This is a genomic window from Dechloromonas denitrificans (assembly GCF_020510665.1).
GTDB classification, from domain to species: Bacteria; Pseudomonadota; Gammaproteobacteria; order Burkholderiales; family Rhodocyclaceae; genus Azonexus; species Azonexus denitrificans_B.
On sequence record NZ_CP075187.1, the window covers coordinates 996,228 to 1,012,618 of the forward strand.

Annotated in this window: 14 protein-coding genes; 7 read left to right on the plus strand and 7 right to left on the minus strand. The window is 58.4% G+C overall.

Annotated features, from left to right (window positions below; all coding sequences use genetic code 11):
• Window positions 1-8: 8 nt before the first annotated feature.
• The 4 genes from KI614_RS04640 to aceK form a co-directional block, all read right to left on the minus strand.
• The gene (locus KI614_RS04640; RefSeq protein ID WP_226409235.1) at window positions 9-1,379 is read right to left on the minus strand and encodes an NAD(P)(+) transhydrogenase (Re/Si-specific) subunit beta; all 1,371 of its coding nucleotides are present in this window, start codon (window positions 1,377-1,379) and stop codon (window positions 9-11) included.
• Window positions 1,379-1,663: an NAD(P) transhydrogenase subunit alpha gene (locus tag KI614_RS04645; RefSeq protein ID WP_203469319.1), complete on the minus strand. Its 285-nt coding sequence runs from the start codon at window positions 1,661-1,663 to the stop codon at window positions 1,379-1,381. Before KI614_RS04645 ends, KI614_RS04640 begins: the two co-directional genes overlap by 1 nt.
• Entirely contained in the window at window positions 1,663-2,790 is a 1,128-nt protein-coding gene (locus tag KI614_RS04650) for an NAD(P) transhydrogenase subunit alpha (protein WP_226408226.1), read from the minus strand. Before KI614_RS04650 ends, KI614_RS04645 begins: the two co-directional genes overlap by 1 nt.
• A 66-nt stretch (window positions 2,791-2,856) precedes the next feature.
• On the minus strand, window positions 2,857-4,629 hold the full coding sequence (gene aceK / locus KI614_RS04655; protein ID WP_226409238.1) for a bifunctional isocitrate dehydrogenase kinase/phosphatase: 1,773 nt from the start codon (window positions 4,627-4,629) through the stop codon (window positions 2,857-2,859).
• A gap of 218 nt (window positions 4,630-4,847) precedes the next feature.
• Here aceK and KI614_RS04660 point away from each other — a divergent pair, with 218 nt between their 5' ends.
• The 5 genes from KI614_RS04660 to KI614_RS04680 all read left to right on the plus strand — a co-directional run bounded on the left by KI614_RS04660 (window position 4,848) and on the right by KI614_RS04680 (window position 11,279).
• Window positions 4,848-7,088: an NADP-dependent isocitrate dehydrogenase gene (locus KI614_RS04660; RefSeq protein ID WP_226408229.1), complete on the plus strand. Its 2,241-nt coding sequence runs from the start codon at window positions 4,848-4,850 to the stop codon at window positions 7,086-7,088.
• A gap of 239 nt (window positions 7,089-7,327) precedes the next feature.
• On the plus strand, window positions 7,328-8,569 hold the full coding sequence (icd, locus tag KI614_RS04665) for an NADP-dependent isocitrate dehydrogenase (protein WP_226408231.1): 1,242 nt from the start codon (window positions 7,328-7,330) through the stop codon (window positions 8,567-8,569).
• A gap of 96 nt (window positions 8,570-8,665) precedes the next feature.
• Window positions 8,666-9,169, plus strand: a complete 504-nt coding sequence (locus KI614_RS04670; RefSeq protein ID WP_226408233.1) for a hypothetical protein — start codon at window positions 8,666-8,668, stop codon at window positions 9,167-9,169.
• Window positions 9,170-9,292: 123 nt separating this feature from the next.
• Complete coding sequence (gene murI / locus KI614_RS04675) at window positions 9,293-10,078, plus strand: glutamate racemase (RefSeq protein WP_226408235.1); 786 nt, start codon at window positions 9,293-9,295, stop codon at window positions 10,076-10,078.
• On the plus strand, window positions 10,020-11,279 hold the full coding sequence (locus tag KI614_RS04680) for a CaiB/BaiF CoA transferase family protein (RefSeq protein ID WP_413464175.1): 1,260 nt from the start codon (window positions 10,020-10,022) through the stop codon (window positions 11,277-11,279). The genes murI and KI614_RS04680 overlap by 59 nt, the downstream gene beginning before the upstream one ends.
• Window positions 11,280-11,295: 16 nt before the next feature.
• Here the strand turns inward: KI614_RS04680 and KI614_RS04685 are convergent, their stop codons facing one another.
• Both KI614_RS04685 and KI614_RS04690 read right to left on the minus strand, forming a co-directional pair.
• A complete protein-coding gene (locus KI614_RS04685; RefSeq protein WP_226408239.1) occupies window positions 11,296-12,924 on the minus strand; it encodes a methyl-accepting chemotaxis protein in 1,629 nt (542 codons plus the stop codon).
• 102 nt (window positions 12,925-13,026) lie between these two features.
• Window positions 13,027-13,554: an energy transducer TonB gene (locus KI614_RS04690; RefSeq protein WP_226408241.1), complete on the minus strand. Its 528-nt coding sequence runs from the start codon at window positions 13,552-13,554 to the stop codon at window positions 13,027-13,029.
• Between the two features lie 94 nt (window positions 13,555-13,648).
• Here KI614_RS04690 and KI614_RS04695 point away from each other — a divergent pair, with 94 nt between their 5' ends.
• Entirely contained in the window at window positions 13,649-14,632 is a 984-nt protein-coding gene (locus KI614_RS04695; protein WP_226408243.1) for an ankyrin repeat domain-containing protein, read from the plus strand.
• Here the strand turns inward: KI614_RS04695 and KI614_RS04700 are convergent.
• Window positions 14,626-15,942, minus strand: coding sequence for an MFS transporter (locus KI614_RS04700; protein ID WP_226408245.1), 1,317 nt, complete (start codon window positions 15,940-15,942; stop codon window positions 14,626-14,628). The genes KI614_RS04695 and KI614_RS04700 overlap by 7 nt on opposite strands.
• A gap of 39 nt (window positions 15,943-15,981) precedes the next feature.
• Between KI614_RS04700 and KI614_RS04705 the strand changes: the two genes are divergently transcribed.
• A complete protein-coding gene (locus KI614_RS04705; protein ID WP_226408248.1) occupies window positions 15,982-16,386 on the plus strand; it encodes a hypothetical protein in 405 nt (134 codons plus the stop codon).
• The last annotated feature ends 5 nt before the right edge of the window (window positions 16,387-16,391 follow it).

Sequence of the window (16,391 nt, forward strand, 5' to 3'; positions counted from 1 at the left end):
GCTTATTTTTAGCCCATTGTTTTGAGGTGCTGGATGATTTCGCCAGCCATTGGCTGCGCATCGCCATAGAGCATCCGGCAGTTGTCGGTATAAAACAAGGCATTTTCGACACCGGAGTAACCGGTACCCTTGCCGCGCTTGATCACGATGACATTTTGGGCCTGGTCGGCATTCAGGATCGGCATGCCGTAAATTGGACTTGATTTGTCGGTGCGCGCACTCGGATTGACCACATCGTTGGCGCCGATGATCAATGCAACGTCAGCCTGACCAAATTCACCGTTGATTTCCTCAAGGTCGAAAATCTTGTCGTAAGGCACGCCGGCTTCGGCCAGCAGTACGTTCATGTGGCCCGGCATGCGGCCGGCGACTGGATGGATGGCAAATTTCACTTCGACCCCGGCTTCCTCCAGAATCGAGGTCATTTCCCAGACCTTGTGCTGGGCGTGGGCGACCGCCATGCCATAGCCCGGCACGATGATTACCTTGCTGGCGTAGCGCATCATGGCGGCGGCATCGATCGCGCCGACTTCCTTCATCGTTCCGGCAATCGCTTCGCCGCCACCGCTGGCCACCATCGGGGTGAACAGGATGTTGGAAATCGGACGATTCATCGCCTTGGCCATCAACTGGGTGAGTAGCGTTCCGGCCGCCCCGACCACGATGCCGGCGATGATCAGGGCCGGATTGCCCAGGACATAGCCTTCAAAGCCGACTGCCAGGCCGGTAAAGGCGTTGAACAGGGAAATCACGACCGGCATGTCGGCACCGCCGATTGGCAGGGTGACGATCAGGCCAAGGACCAGTGCGACGATGAAAAAGCCGTAAATCAGCTCGGGATTGGCCGGCGCCAACATGACCATGGCGATGCCCAGCGCAACGGAAATGCTGGCCAGAACGACGTTGACCGCGTTTTGTGCCGGCAGCCGGTAGGCTTTCTTGAGTACGCCTTGCAGTTTTGCCCAGGCAACGCAGGAGCCGGTAAAGGACACTGCGCCGATCAATGCGCCGATCACGGCAAGGATGATCGTGACCAGGCTGTGCGTCTCGCCACGGGCGAATTCGATCGCCGCGATGGCGGCAGCGGCACCGCCACCCATGCCGTTATAAATGGCAACCATCTGCGGCATGTCGGTCATCTTGACCCGCTTGCCCGAGATCCAGGCAGCAGCAGAGCCAATGACCAGCGCCAATGCCATCAAGGCGATGTTTTTCAGGCCGGGGATGAGGAAGGTGCCGGCAATCGCAATCAGCATGCCGTAACCGGCCCAGACGATCCCCTTGCGGGCGCTGGCCGGAGAGCTCATGCCCTTGAGGCCGAGAATGAAGAGCAGTGCACCGAGGAACCAGGCTCCTTGAACGTAGGCGGGCAAGTTCATCATGCACCTTCCTTTTTCTTGAACATGGCCAGCATGCGTTCAGTAACGACGTAGCCGCCGGCTGCATTGGCTGCGCCGAGGGCGACGGCGAAGAAGCCGATGGCTTGTTCGACAACCGTTTCGGCCGAGCCGAGCGCGATCATTGCGCCGACCACGACGACGCCGTGAATGAAGTTGGAGCCGGACATCAGCGGTGTGTGCAGGATGACCGGTACCTTGGCGATGATCTCGTAGCCGGTGAAAGCCGCGAGCATGAAAATGTATAAAGCGAGCAAACCGTCCATCATGCGTCTCCCAAAACCTGTTTCACGGTGGCGTGCACCGTTGCACCGTCCTTGCACAATAAGGTGCCGGCCACCACTTCATCGCTCCAGTCGAACTGGAGGTTGCCGTCCTTGATCCACGGCGAGAGGAAGTTGTAGAGGTTTTTGGCGTACAGCTCGGAAGCATGCGTCGGCATGCGTGACGGCAGATTGAGCGGGCCATGGATATTCACATCATTGGCAACGACATGTTCGCCCGGCTGGGTCAGCGCGCAATTGCCGCCCGATTCGGCGGCCATGTCGACGATGATCGCCCCGTATTTCATGCGTTTGATCATGTCGACCGTGATAATCACCGGCGCTTTCTTGCCGGGAATCGCGGCGGTCGTGATGACGACATCCGACATGGCAACGGCCTTGGCCAGTTTTTCCGCCTGTGCCGCTTTTTCTTCCGGAGTCAGTTCCCGGGCGTAGCCACCGGCGCCATCGGCCGAGACTCCGGTATCCACGAACTTGGCACCGAGCGACTCGATTTGCTCCTTGGCGGCGGCGCGCACATCGTAGGCTTCAACCATGGCGCCAAGACGCTTGCAGGTGGCAATCGCCTGTAAACCGGCCACCCCGGCGCCGATGACGAGTACGCGAGCCGGGCGGATGGTGCCGGCGGCGGTGGTCAGCATCGGGAAAAACTTGGTGCACCGGGCAGCGGCGATCAGTCCGCACTGGTAGCCGGCGCAGGAGCCTTGCGAGGACAGCGCATCCATGCTTTGGGCGCGCGAAATGCGTGGCAGGAGTTCAAGTGCGAAAGCGGTGATTTTCCGGGCGTTGAGGGCAGCCAGCCGGGCCTTGTCCTCGAACGGCTTGAGCAGGCCGATCAGCACCGCTCCTTCGGGCATGGCGTTGATTTCCTCGGTCGACGGTGGCGTAACGCGCAAAATCAGTTGTGCCGTGCCATAGGCTTCGGCAATGCCGTTCACCATGCTGACGTCGGTGTAGTCGGGGTCGAGCAGGTGGCTGTCGGTGCCGGCGCTTTGCTCCATGCGCAGGTTGGCGCCGAGCGCGGCAAATTTCTTGGCGGTTTCGGGGACGAGGGCGACCCGGTGTTCGCCGGGCGCGCGCTCCCGCGCAACCGCAATGGTTAACGGCATGGCTGTTTCTCCAGAGAGGTGGGCTTGATGCCCTTGTTATTTGATTAGTAGGTAAAACGGTCGTACTTAGCTCGCATCGGGCTTGCCATGACGAAAACGAATTTCCTCAGGGTAGGGGAAAAAGTCTTCAACATGCCCTTGGCGAATTTTTTGCTGTGCAGTTTGCCAGAAAGTCGGCGTCAGGAGGTCAGCATGATGTTTGCGAAAAATTTTTCGCAGCACCGGCGAGGCAAGCAGGAAGGTGCTGAACTCCTCCGGAAAGACATCGTTCCTGGCGACTGGATACCAGACCTCGCCTGACATTTCGGTTTCATAGTCCGGCGCGGGCGGAATTTTCCGGAAATTGCAGTCAGTCATGTACTCGATTTCATCGTAGTCGTAGAACACGACGCGGCCGTAGCGCGTGACGCCGAAGTTCTTCCACAGCATGTCGCCGGGGAAGATGTTGGCCAGCGCCATTTCGCGGATGGCGCTGCCGTATTCCTTGATGGCATGCTCCAGTCCGTCAAGGTTGTTGCTGCGCTCCATCCGGTCGAGGTGGATGTTGAGCGGTTCCATCCGACGTTCAATATAAAGGTGCTTGATGATCAACTGGTCGCCGTCTATCTCGTAGCAGTCCGGCGCCAGGGTTTCCAGTTCGTTGAGTACTTCCTGGGCGAAGCGGTCGCGCGGGAACATCACGTTGGAAAATTCCAGTGTGTCGGCCATCCGACCGACGCGGTCGACTTGCTTGACCATCATGAATTTCTTTTTGACCGTTGCCCGGTCCATGTTTTTCGAGCTGCCGAAAACATCCTTGATCAACTTGAATACGTAAGGGTAGGAGGGCAGCGTGAAAACCAGCATGACCAGACCCCGGATGCCGGGAGCCATGATGAATTTGTCTTCCGAGTGATGCAGGTGATAAATGAAGTCGCGAAAAAACATGGTTTTCCCCTGCTTGCCGAGGCCCAGCATGATGTAAATCTCGGAGCGTGGCTTGTTGGGCAGGATAGAACGCAGAAACTGGACGTAGCCCGACGGAACTTCCATGTCGACCATGAAATAGGCGCGAGACAGCGAAAACAGCAAGCCGATGCGCCAGGCATCGAGCAGCACGGTGTCGAGATGGAGCTGTCCGTTTTCATCGTGCAGGACGGCGATTGCAAACGGGTATTCAACTGGACCGTTGATGGCTTTGCCGATGATGTAGGCCGCCTTGTTGCGATAAAAAGCCGAGGCCAGCACTTGTATCTGGAAATTTACCTCGCGCTGCGGCATGCCTTTCAAAAAACGGCGAGTTGCGTGGTAAACGTGGTCGACATCGCGCTCAAGATCGGCAAATGGACGCAGCCAGTCAAAGTCTGCGACGATGTGGCGGATCGTGCCGCGCAAGCCATCTTCCCTGGCGTAATAGCTGCGGTAGGTCGGCGGGCCATCCGCTTCGATATTCTCGGTCGACACGGTGGGACGCACGAAAATGAAATCGTTGTGAAAGTAATGGCGATGGAGAATCTTCGTCGTGACTGAATTGAAGAAGGTTTCCGCCAGTTCGGGCTGTTTGTGGTTGAGCAGCAGCCCGATATAAAGCAATTTGATTTGTTGCCAGGTCGGCTGGTCGATCTGGCTGGCATCGAAATCACGGTGCAGCCGCTCGACGCACTCATCGACACGATCCTCATAAAACCGGATGCGCTCCTTGACCGCGGTGTGGACGGCCAGCCAGTCCGCATTTTCGAAGCGGGTTTTGGCTTCCCGGCTGGTGGCGCGAAACAGCGTGTAATGCTTATTGAAGCCCTGAATCAAGGCCAAGGCGATCTGGTGGGCATTCGTGCCGTAGAGGCCGACCGAAATCTTCATCGTCATCGCTCCGAAATAGGCTTCGGATTCTAGCATTTGCCTTATGCGGCTACCGTTATGACGGCAAATCACCGATAATTGCGAGTAATCCATAATTACATTATCCGGCTGTTCTAAACGGCTTTGCCGATACGGGCTGCTGATGATTTTGTAAGTATGGCGCAAGGCGTGAAGCGTAAAGTCCGCCGGCTTTTTTCAATTTCTTTTGAGGGGGTAGCATGGCAGCTGGGAAGTCGAAGATCATTTACACACTTACGGACGAGGCGCCGCTGCTGGCTACCTGCGCATTCCTGCCGATCATCCGCACCTTCACCGGCCCGGCCGGCATCGAAGTTGAAAAGGCTGATATCTCCGTTTCCGCCCGCGTCCTGGCCGAATTCTCCGAATTCCTCAAGGATGACCAGAAAATGCCCAATACGCTGGGCGAACTGGGCAAGAAATGTCTGTTGCCGGACACCAATATCATCAAGCTGCCCAACATTTCGGCCTCCGTCGCCCAGCTCAAGGCTTGTGTCAAGGAGCTGCAGGAAAAGGGCTACGCGGTTCCTGATTACCCGGAAGCAGCCAATACCGACGAAGAAAAGGCGCTCAAGGCCCGTTTCGGCAAGTGTCTTGGCTCCGCCGTCAATCCGGTGCTGCGCGAAGGTAACTCCGACCGCCGCGCGCCGGGTGCCGTCAAGAATTACGCCAAGAAGCGCCCGCACTCGATGGGCGAATGGAAACAATGGTCGCAGACCCACGTTTCCCACATGGAACACGGTGACTTCTACCACGGCGAAAAGTCGCTGACCCTCGACAAGGCGCGTGAAGTGCGCATGGAACTGATCGCCAAGGGCGGCAAGACCACCGTGCTGAAGCCGAAGCTGTCGCTGCTCGAAGGCGAGATCATCGACTCGATGTTCATGAGCAAGAAGGCGCTGTGCGACTTCTACGAAGCCCAGCTGGAAGACTGCCGCGAGTCCGGCATCCTTTTCTCGCTGCACGTCAAGGCAACGATGATGAAGGTCTCGCATCCGATCGTTTTCGGTCACTGCGTCAAGATCTACTACAAGGATGCTTTCGAGAAGCACGGCAAGACCTTCGACGAACTGGGCATCAACGTCAATAACGGCATGGTCGATCTCTACGACAAGATCAAGAACCTGCCGGAATCCAAGCGTGATGAGATCATCCGCGACCTGCACGCTTGCCAGGAACACCGTCCGCGTCTGGCCATGGTCGACTCGGCCAAGGGCATTACCAACTTCCACTCGCCGAACGACATCATCGTCGACGCGTCGATGCCGGCGATGATCCGTCAGGGCGGCAAGATGTGGGGCGCCGATGGCAAAACGTACGACAGCAAGTGCGTCATGCCGGAATCGACCTTTGCCCGTATCTATCAGGAAATGATCAATTTCGTGAAGTGGCATGGCAACTTCGATCCGAAGACCATGGGCACCGTGCCGAACGTCGGTCTGATGGCCCAACAGGCCGAAGAATACGGCTCACACGACAAGACCTTCGAAATCGCCGAAGACGGCATTGCCAACATCGTCGATAACGCGACCGGCGAAGTGCTGCTGACGCAAAACGTCGAAGCTGGCGATATCTGGCGCATGTGCCAGGTCAAGGATGCGCCGATTCGCGACTGGGTCAAGCTGGCCGTTACCCGCGCCCGCCAGTCCGGCATGCCGGCCATCTTCTGGCTGGACGCCTATCGTCCGCACGAAAACGAGCTGATCAAGAAGGTCCAGAAGTACCTCAAGGATCACGATACCAACGGTCTCGACATCCAGATCATGTCGCAGGTCCGCGCCATGCGCTACACGCTTGAGCGCGTCGCCCGCGGTCTGGATACCATCTCGGTGACCGGCAACATCCTGCGTGATTACCTGACCGACCTGTTCCCAATCATGGAACTGGGCACCTCGGCCAAGATGCTGTCGATCGTCCCGCTGATGAACGGCGGCGGCATGTACGAAACCGGTGCCGGCGGCTCGGCCCCGAAGCACGTGCAACAGCTGACCCAGGAAAACCACCTGCGCTGGGATTCGCTCGGCGAATTCCTGGCCCTGGCTGTTTCGCTGGAAGAGCTGGGCATCAAGGAAAACAACGCCCGCGCCAAACTGCTGGCCAAGACCCTGGATGCTGCTACCGGCAAGCTGCTCGACAACAACAAGTCGCCGTCGCCGAAAACCGGTGAGCTCGACAATCGTGGTTCGCAGTTCTACCTCGCCATGTTCTGGGCGCAGGAGCTGGCTGCCCAGACCGAAGACAAGGAACTGGCAGCTCACTTTGCCAAGCTGGCCAAGACCCTGTCCGACAACGAAGGTCAGATCGTGGCCGAAATGAAGACGGTGCAAGGCAAGCCAGTCGATATCGGTGGCTACTACAAGGCTGATCCGGAGAAGTGCAAGGCTGTGATGCGTCCGAGCCCGACGCTCAACGCGGCACTGAAGGCAGCACGCGCCGGTTGATTGCCGGGCGGTCTGCGGACTTGCCCAAAACCAGAAACGGAGGCCTTTACGGCCTTCGTTTTTTTTCGTCTTCAGAAACGGATACGAAGCGCGGCCAGCGCTTCAAAACGGGAGAATTGCCTGACAGTGTCCCGTTTTCTGTCGCATAATTGCCGCCACTGTCGGATGCCGGACGCCGCCTGGAAAGGGCCGGCGAGGCAAATTCAAATTGTCCGATCACAAACAGACATGGAGTGGATATGACATCGCACATCAAGATTCCGCAAGGTGGCCAGAAAATCGTTCCCGGCCAGCCGGTTCCGAACAATCCGATCATTCCCTTCATCGAGGGTGACGGTATCGGTATCGATATCACGCCGGTCATGATCAAGGTGATCGATGCTGCGGTCGACAAGGCTTATGGCGGTGAAAGGAAAATTCACTGGATGGAGGTTTTCGCCGGTGAAAAATCGACGCGTTTGTACGGTCCGGACGAGTGGTTTCCCAAGGAAACCTTCGATGCGCTGAAGGAGTATGCCGTCTCGATCAAGGGGCCGATGACGACGCCGGTCGGCGGCGGTATCCGCTCGCTCAATGTGGCGCTGCGCCAGGAGCTCGACCTCTACCAGTGCGTCCGCCCGGTTCAGTATTTCAAGGGCGTACCATCGCCGCTCAAGCACCCGGAACTGACCAATATGGTCATCTTCCGCGAGAACACCGAAGATATTTATGCCGGCGTCGAGTGGGCGGCCGATTCGGAACAGGCCAGGAAGGTCATCAAGTTCCTGCAGGATGAAATGGGCGTCAAGAAAATCCGTTTCCCGGCTAGCTCCGGTATCGGCATCAAGCCGATTTCGGTTGAAGGGACGACTCGCCTGGTGCGTGCCGCGCTCAAGTACGTCATTGCCAACGACCGCAAGTCGCTGACCATCGTGCACAAGGGCAACATCATGAAATTCACGGAAGGTCTGTTCCGTGACATCGCCTACCAGGTGGCCAAGGAGGAGTTTGGTGCCGAGTTGATCGATGGTGGCCCGTGGTGCCATTTCACCAATCCAAACACCGGTCGTGAAGTGACGGTCAAGGATTCGATTGCCGACGCCTTCCTGCAGCAGATCCTGCTGCGCCCGGCCGAGTACGATGTGATCGCGACGACCAACCTGAACGGCGACTACATTTCCGATGCGCTGGCTGCCCAGGTTGGCGGTATCGGCATTGCACCCGGCGCCAATATTTCCGACCAGTACGCCTGTTTTGAAGCAACGCACGGCACCGCGCCGAAGTATGCCGGGCTGGACAAGGTCAATCCGGGGTCGCTGATTCTTTCGGCAGAAATGATGCTGCGGCACCTCGGCTGGAAAGAGGCGGCCAATCGGGTCATCAAGGCGATGGAAGCGACAATCGGCGACAAGAAAGTGACCTACGACTTTGCCCGCTTGATGGATGGTGCCGATGAGTTGTCGTGCTCCGAGTTTGGCGATGCGATGATCGAACGCATGTAATTGGCCGCTTTTCGGCGACTCGAAGCCCCCGCTTGGGGGCTTCTGTTTTTCCGGGCTCAACATGTGCCGGCCCGGCGGCAGGAAGCAAAGCAAGGTATGACAGTGAGCGAAATCAACGAGACAGGTGAGGGCGAGCTGCCCGAAGAGATCAATGAGCCACGCCTGTGGCGCAGCAACGGCTGGACGGCGCGCGTCATCAAGAATGAAGATGATGAAGGCTGGGCCGTCGAGATGATCAAGGAAGGTGAGTCCGAGCCGGCGCTGGTCGGGCCGTGGACCATGGGGCGGGACAAGAAAAATCCCAAGCCGCTCGATCCGCCGTCTTTCCAGACGCTGGTCAAGACCGCTTCCGAGGTGCTGCGTCGGCATGAGCATCAGTTGCATGCGATGTTGCACAAGAAAGTCACGGTCGACAGCAAAAACGGGCCAATTCTGGTGACACTCGACATTGTTGCCGATGAAGATGATCCCTACGCCACGCTGGGCGCGCAGGATGCGGCCGGCGAACTGCTGGCCGAAGTTCGTGTCGGTCCGGATTTCAAGCTCAGTGCAAGCAGCGCGCGGGCCTGGATCGAGGATGAATTCCGTACGCCGGATTGAACGCCCGCCCGGCAATTTGCATGACGAAGCAGGCTGACGGCTTGATTCCCGAGTAAACTTGCCTCCTTGCCCCGGTCGACCGCGAAAAATGATCCGCTCTCGCTTCTTGCCCTGGATGTTCCCGTGAACACTCAACCGATTGCTGTTTTCGATTCCGGCCTTGGCGGCCTGACGGTGTTGCGTGCCTTGCGCGGTCGACTGCCGCAGGAAGACTTTTTCTATTTCGCCGACACCCGTTTTCTGCCTTACGGCGATCGACCGGAAACTTTTCTCAAGCAGCGTGGCGTATTGATTGCCGAGGCTTTGGCCAAGCGTGGCGCCAAGGCGCTGGTGATTGCCTGTAATACAGCCACGGCAGCAGCAGCTGAAGCGATTCGGGCGGCCATAGATTTACCGATTGTTGCCCTTGAACCGGGCGTCAAACCGGCCGTTGGGCAAACCCGCTGCGGGGTGATCGGTGTTCTTGCCACCACCCGAACTTTGGCCAGCGAGCGTTTCCAGCGTCTGGTCGGCAACCACGCAGCGCACCTCAAGGTGATTCCGGTGGCTTGCCCCGGCCTGGCCGAGGCCATCGAGAGTGAAGGACCGGAAAGCGCTGTCGTCGCCGGCTTGCTCGATGCTTTCGTCGCGCCGTTAGCGGCTGCCGAAGCCGATGTGGTGGTACTTGGTTGCACGCATTACCCTTGGGTGGCCGAGGCGATTGCCCGACGCATGCCGCCTGGTGTTCGCCTGCTGGATACCGGCGAACCGGTTGCCCGCCAGCTGGAACGCCTGCTTTCGGCCGGTCATTTGCTGGGCGGCGGTCATGGCCGTTTGGCGGTCGCGACGAGCGGCGCTCCGGTGACTGTCAATGCCACGGTCAACCGCTTGTGGGGCGAGAATTTGCCCGTTGAACATTGGGAGCCGTGAGTTGAACGAAACACAAAAACCGCTGGCCGGCCTGAAGGTCGTCGAGCTTGGTACGCTGATTGCCGGGCCGTTCTGTACCCGGATCATGGCCGAATTCGGTGCCGAGGTTATCAAGGTTGAAGCGCCGGAGGGCGGCGATCCCCTGCGCCAGTGGCGCAAGCTGCATGAGGGAACGTCGCTGTGGTGGTACGTCCAGGCGCGCAACAAGAAGTCGGTCACCGCCAACCTCAAACATCCGGAAGGCCGTGAATTCGTCCGCAGGCTGATTGCCGAAGCCGACATCCTGGTCGAAAATTTCCGCCCCGGCGTGCTTGAGAAACTCGGGCTGGGCTGGGATGAGCTGAAGGTGCTCAATCCAGGCCTGGTCATGGTGCGTCTGTCGGGCTTCGGCCAGACCGGGCCGTACAAGGATCAACCCGGATTCGGTGCGGTCGGCGAATCGATGGGCGGGCTGCGTTATATCACCGGATTTCCGGATCGGCCGCCGGTGCGTACCGGCATTTCAATCGGTGATTCGATTGCGGCGCTGTGGGGCGCGATCGGGGCGCTGATGGCGTTACGCCACAAGGAAGTCAATGGCGGTGCCGGCCAGGTCGTTGATGTGGCGCTCTACGAAGGCATTTTCGCGATGATGGAGTCGATGGTTCCCGAGTTCGATGTGTTCGGTTTCGTCCGCGAACGGACCGGCAACATCATGCCCGGCATCACGCCTTCCAATACGCACACCACGCGCGACGGCAAGCACGTCACCATTGGTGCCAACGGCGATGCCATCTTCAAACGCTTCATGAAAGCGATGGGGCGCGATGATCTGGCGAACGATCCGGGGCTGGCCGACAATGCCGGCCGGGATGCACGGCGCGATGAAATTTACGGTCTGATCGACGATTGGTGCGCCGGCCATGATGAAGCAGATGTGCTGGCGATTCTCGCTGCCGCCGAGGTGCCATCGTCGCGCGTCTATTCCGCGGTCGACATGTTTTCCGACCCGCAATTCATCGCCCGCCAGATGTTTGCCCAGGCCACCTTGCCGGATGGCAAACCATTCCAGATGCCGGGCATCGTGCCCAAGTTGTCGGCGACGCCGGGCGGTACCGAGTGGATTGGTCCGGCCTTGGGCGAGCACACCGTCGAGGTGTTGTCGGCCTTGGGTTACACGCCGGAAGAGATTGCTGCCCTGAAAGAAAACGGGGCGGTCTGAGCCGCCCCGTTGCCGGTCAAACTGAAAACTTCTCGATCTGTCGCTTGAGGTTGTTGGCGATGGCTTCAAGCTGGTGAGCCGTTTCGACCGTGCCGCGAATGGTCGTCGTTGTTTCTTCGACCATATTGGCGATCTGTTCGACGCGCTGGGCGATCGAGGTGCTGGCCGAACTTTGTTCCTGCGTTGCATCGGCGACTTCGCCAACGCGAGCCAGCGTCCGGTGCGCACCTTCCTCGATGGCCCTGAGCGACTCTGCTGCCGCTCCCGCCAGATCGACCCCTTCCTGAACCTCCGGCAGGACCGCGCTCATCGCCGAAACGGCACCGATCGTGTCGTTCTGGATGCCGCTGATCATCTGTTCGATTTCCAGCGTGGCCGATGAGGTGCGCTCAGCCAGCTTGCGTACTTCGTCGGCAACCACCGCAAAACCACGCCCCTGCTCGCCGGCGCGCGCCGCTTCAATGGCGGCATTCAGTGCCAGCAGATTGGTTTGTCCGGCAATGTCCTTGATCACGTTGGCAATCGAGGAAACCTGGTTGGCGCGCTCCTCAAGCGCCTTGATGCGTTCGGAGGTGCTGCTGACCGTGCCGGAGATTTTCTGGATGGCTTCGGAGGCGCGCTGGACCCGGTCGCTGCCCTGGTCGGCCAGTTGAACTGCTTCATTGGTCTCGCGGGCGGTTTCACGGGCGCTGTCGGAAATGTGATTCGAACTGACGGTCAGTTCCTCGATCGCCGCCGCCATGGCGGAGGTTGAGTCTGCCTGGTGTTCGGCGGCACGTGCGACATCATCGGACGCGCTGGCGATCTGTTCGGCATTGGTCACCAGGCGGTTGGCGTCACTGTTGATTTCATTGACCAGCTGGCGCAGCGAAGCCACCATGTTGCCGAGTGCGCTGAGCAGGCTGCCGGCTGGCGCATGATCGAGTCGGGCGGTCAGGTCGCCGCTGGCGACGCGTTGCATGATTTCGGCTGCATCCTTCGGCTCTCCGCCGAGTTGGCGCAGGATGCTGCTGCTGACCTGCCAGCCGATCAGGCTGAGCAGAACGAGCAGGCCGGCTGCAATGCCGCCGAGCAACAGGGCATTTGCCTTGTATTCACGATCGATGTCGTCGATATAAATCCCGGTGCCGATGACCCAGTTCCACGGGGCGAACACGCTGGCGTAAGACAGTTTCGGTTCGGGGATCTGCTGGCCGGCTCGCGGGAACCAGTAATCGACAAAACCGCCACCCGTCTTGCCTGCCTTGACGATTTCCTGGATCAGGAACTTGCCGTTGGCGTCTTTCATGTCTGCCCGATTCTGGCCTTCACCTTCGGGTTTGGGCGGGAGCAGTACGTAGTTGTGGTCGGTGTCTACGATGAAGTAGTAATCGTTGCTGCCATAGCGAATGCCGCGCAGGGTTTCCTTGGCGGCTTTCTTGGCTTCGTCGTCAGTCATCTTGCCGCTGGCGGCCAGCTTCTGGTGATGGGTAAGTACACCGAGACCGATTTCGACCAGATTTCGGGTTTTTTCCTTGCGGTCTTCCAGCATCGCAGACTTCAGCTGGAACAGCGCGGTCAGGCAAAGTGCCAGCAGGCCGAGCAAAGCCAGCCCAATGAGCGATTGCATGCGCGTTGAAATGCGGGTTTGGCTAAACTTGAACATTGTTCTCTCCTCATTTTGTTCCTCAGGGATGGTCGACCGCAGCATCCCGAAGCTGACTTTTAGTGCACCCGATACGCAGGGGCTGTCGCGAATTTACCCAGTTTAGCGCAGGCGGAAGCGTACCGGCAGCAATGTTTCCCGGGGGGCGTCGGCAGGTACCGAGCGCAAGGCGCGAACCGCCTGCAGGGCCGCATTGTCGAGGATTTTGTAGCCACTGCTTTGTTCGACCCGGCTTGCTGCAACCTGCCCATCGTTATCGAGAAGCATCAATACCAGCACTTCACCTTCCAGCCCTTGAGCAATGGCTTCGGCAGGATAAAACTCCCCACGTTCGTGCTGTTTCTTTAATTGCTGCTTGACATTATCCAGCCATTTTTTTGTTTCCGCTGGAGTTTTTGATGAATTTGTTGTTACTGATTTTTTGCTGGGTTCGGCTTTGGCTGCCGGGGCCGGCTTTTCAAGGCTCAGTGGCACAGGCGGTGGGGCCGGGAGGGAAGGTTTCAGGCTTGCCTGCAGTGTGGGGGGCGGTTGTTTCTTGGGTTGTGGCACAAAATCGCGGATGAATGGAGCGATGTGCAGCAGCAGAGAAAGCGTCAGGGCCAGCAGAAGTCGGAAATTGGTCCGGGTCATGAGAAAATGCGGGCTGGCCTGAGGGATGAAATTCGCAATGAAAAGAGCAACAAAGTGCTTGGTCAGAAAAAGTCTGGCTGCAATGATAATCGGGATGAGCCTGATTTTGCCGGTAGCCGCTCAGGCTGCCGCCATTTTGCCGACGCCGCTTTCTTTTGTGCACAGCATGGAACTGGGCGATGTCAGGCAGGCGGAAGCCTGGCTTGATGCCGGATTGCCCGTCGACTTCATGGGCAGCCGAACCGGAACCGGCCTGATGATCGGTGCCTGGGAAGGGAATCTGGAACTGATGCGCCTCTTCATTTCGCGTGGGGCCGAGATTGACCGGCTTAATGCCAATGGCGAGTCAGCCATCGTTTTCGCGGCTTGGCGTGGCAATCTTGATGCTGTCAAATGGCTGCTTGAGCGAGGCGCCAAGATCAATGCGCCGGAACGCCACTGGTCGGCACTGCATTACGCCGTTTTTGCCGGGCACACGGAAGTCGCCAATTATTTGTTGGCGCAAGGGGCGGATATCAATGCCAAAAGCACGAATGGCTCCAGCGTCCTGATGATGGCAATTTATGAGGGGCGTGAGGATCTGGCCAGAATGCTCATCGAAAAAGGTGCCGATCGTACCCCCAGCAATGATTGGGGCGATGGCGCCCTGGAGTGGTCGATGCGCTACAACCATTTGAATATCGCCCGGATGCTGACCAATCCCGAAGAATTCAATATTGCGGTCAGCCAACCCAAGGAAAAATGGGGAGAGCCGCAACGTTCCATGCGCATGTCCAAGGAGCTGGAGGGGTTGTTGAAAATGCGGGAAACGCTGCTTGAGCGCAAATTGTCGACCGAGGCCATCGACAAGCGGATTGCTGCCGAGCGGGTCCGTATTGTGCGTAGTGAAATGGATCGATCGAACAAGCCGGCCAAGGCCGCGACGATGGAAATTACTGCCAGCCGCAAGAAGCCGGGCGAGCAGTCGGCCAATATTGTTTACGATGAAAATGGCAAACCCAGCGGCTACAAGGTTCCGCCGGCAACTTATTTCGGGAAACCGAAAATGCCGCCGGCCGGGAACATCCGAGGTTATTGATCGAGTGGCCGGTTTCTTACTTCAGGCATGAAACGCAGGCCGATCAGGCTGGCCAGAATGAGCAGCCCTGCCGGATACCACAGGCCGGCCAGTGGATCACCAAAATGAACGCCAAGCCAGGTAACCATCAAGGGTGACATGCCACCGATCCAGCCGGCCGACAGGTTGTGGGGCAGAGCGACGGCGGTATAACGCGTGCGTGCTGGAAAAAGTTCGGGCAGGGTTGCTGTCTGTGGTCCGGTAATGCACGCCAGCGGGATGACCAGGACCAGCAGCAGTAGCGTGATCATCGTCGTGTCCGGCGTGGCTTGTTTACCGTAATGCAGCAGTCCGTGAAAAACTGGCAGGATGGTGATGGCGCCGGTGATCAGGCCGGTCAGCAAGACCGGGCGACGGCCGATCCGGTCCGATAGCCAGCCGCAGAAAAGGGTTGCCGGGAAGAGGGCGAGGGTCGATATCATGACCAGCGTGCTGGCTTGCGAAGCGGGCAGATTGACGACTGTTTTCAGGAAAACACCGGTATAAACCTGGGCCGAGAAAAAGAGCAATGAACCGCCGGCTGAAATGCAGAAAAAAAGCAGACCCATCCGGCCCAGCGTGTGTCGGTCGGCAAAGCATTCGCGCAGGGGAGTTTTGGCCAATGCATTCCTGGTGCGCAATTGACTGAAAATCGGTGATTCGTGCAGGCTCAGGCGACTCTTGATCGAGATGGCCAGCAACAGGGCCGAGAGCAGGAAAGGAATTCGCCAGCCCCAGGATTTGAAGTCGGCTTCGCTGAGAAAGTGCTGCAGGACAACGATTTGCAAGGTCGAGGCCATCATGCCCAGCGGGCCCATCAATTGCAGGACGCTGGTGTAAATCCCCCGTTTCCCTTCGGGCGCGTGTTCCGTCAGGTAGACCGCCGCACCGCCGACCTCTCCGCCGACCGACAGGCCTTGCAGCATGCGCAGTACAAGCAGCAGGGCCGGGGCCAGCAAGCCAGCCTGTTCGTAGGTTGGCAACAGCCCGACACAAACGGTCGAAACACCCATCAGCACAATCGTGGCGAGGAAAATCGTACGTCGACCGTGGCGGTCGCCGAGCGAGCCAAAAATGGCCGCCCCGAGCGGCCGTACGATCATGCCGACGCCAAATGTGCCGAGGCTGGCGAGCAGTGCGGCAACCGGATCATCAGCCGGGAAGAAGAGCACGCTGAAATAAATGGCTAGCGAAGCAAAGGTCAGGAAGTCATACCATTCCAGAAATGTGCCGAAGCAGGCGGAAATCACCACTTTTTTCTGGATGCTCTTGGTTGATTCAGGCGGGCTCATGGATTTTCCGGGGCGAAAAAAGAGGCATTATCGCCCGCCTTGCTTGCCGATCCAATTGCCAAGCGTCGTTTCCTGATGCAGACTTCGCCGATCAACAAGGAGGGGTTGTGCATGCTTTATGTGTCAAGAGACAGTGCCGGGCAAATTTGCGAATTGCATCCCATGGCAGTGGGCGACGCGCATGAGGCTTTGCCGGCAGATAATCCCGAGGTGCTGCAGTTCATTCACGAGCGGTGGCGGCAAAATGAACTGGATCAGCTTGATCGCGAGTTTGTTCGCGTTATCGAGGACATGATCGAGCTGTTGATGTCGAAGGATTTGATCCTGTTTACCGACCTGCCGCCCAAGGTTCAGGAAAAGCTGTTGCGCCGCAAGGAAATCCGTGAAAAGCAATATGACGACGGTGCTTTCCGGATGGGCAACGACGACATCATTCAGCTTTAAGGGCG

What these genes read in the sequence shown, in the direction of transcription:
- KI614_RS04695 (WP_226408243.1), top strand. Translation starts at nt 13,649, where the DNA reads ATGAGCCTGATTTTGCCGGTAGCCGCTCAGGCTGCCGCCATTTTGCCG.
- KI614_RS04700 (WP_226408245.1), bottom strand. Translation starts at nt 15,942, where the DNA reads ATGAGCCCGCCTGAATCAACCAAGAGCATCCAGAAAAAAGTGGTGATT.
- KI614_RS04670 (WP_226408233.1), top strand. Translation starts at nt 8,666, where the DNA reads ATGACAGTGAGCGAAATCAACGAGACAGGTGAGGGCGAGCTGCCCGAA.
- aceK (WP_226409238.1), bottom strand. Translation starts at nt 4,629, where the DNA reads ATGAAGATTTCGGTCGGCCTCTACGGCACGAATGCCCACCAGATCGCC.
- KI614_RS04650 (WP_226408226.1), bottom strand. Translation starts at nt 2,790, where the DNA reads ATGCCGTTAACCATTGCGGTTGCGCGGGAGCGCGCGCCCGGCGAACAC.
- KI614_RS04680 (WP_413464175.1), top strand. Translation starts at nt 10,020, where the DNA reads ATGCCACGGTCAACCGCTTGTGGGGCGAGAATTTGCCCGTTGAACATT.
- KI614_RS04645 (WP_203469319.1), bottom strand. Translation starts at nt 1,663, where the DNA reads ATGGACGGTTTGCTCGCTTTATACATTTTCATGCTCGCGGCTTTCACC.
- KI614_RS04660 (WP_226408229.1), top strand. Translation starts at nt 4,848, where the DNA reads ATGGCAGCTGGGAAGTCGAAGATCATTTACACACTTACGGACGAGGCG.
- KI614_RS04640 (WP_226409235.1), bottom strand. Translation starts at nt 1,379, where the DNA reads ATGAACTTGCCCGCCTACGTTCAAGGAGCCTGGTTCCTCGGTGCACTG.
- KI614_RS04685 (WP_226408239.1), bottom strand. Translation starts at nt 12,924, where the DNA reads ATGTTCAAGTTTAGCCAAACCCGCATTTCAACGCGCATGCAATCGCTC.
- icd (WP_226408231.1), top strand. Translation starts at nt 7,328, where the DNA reads ATGACATCGCACATCAAGATTCCGCAAGGTGGCCAGAAAATCGTTCCC.
- KI614_RS04690 (WP_226408241.1), bottom strand. Translation starts at nt 13,554, where the DNA reads ATGACCCGGACCAATTTCCGACTTCTGCTGGCCCTGACGCTTTCTCTG.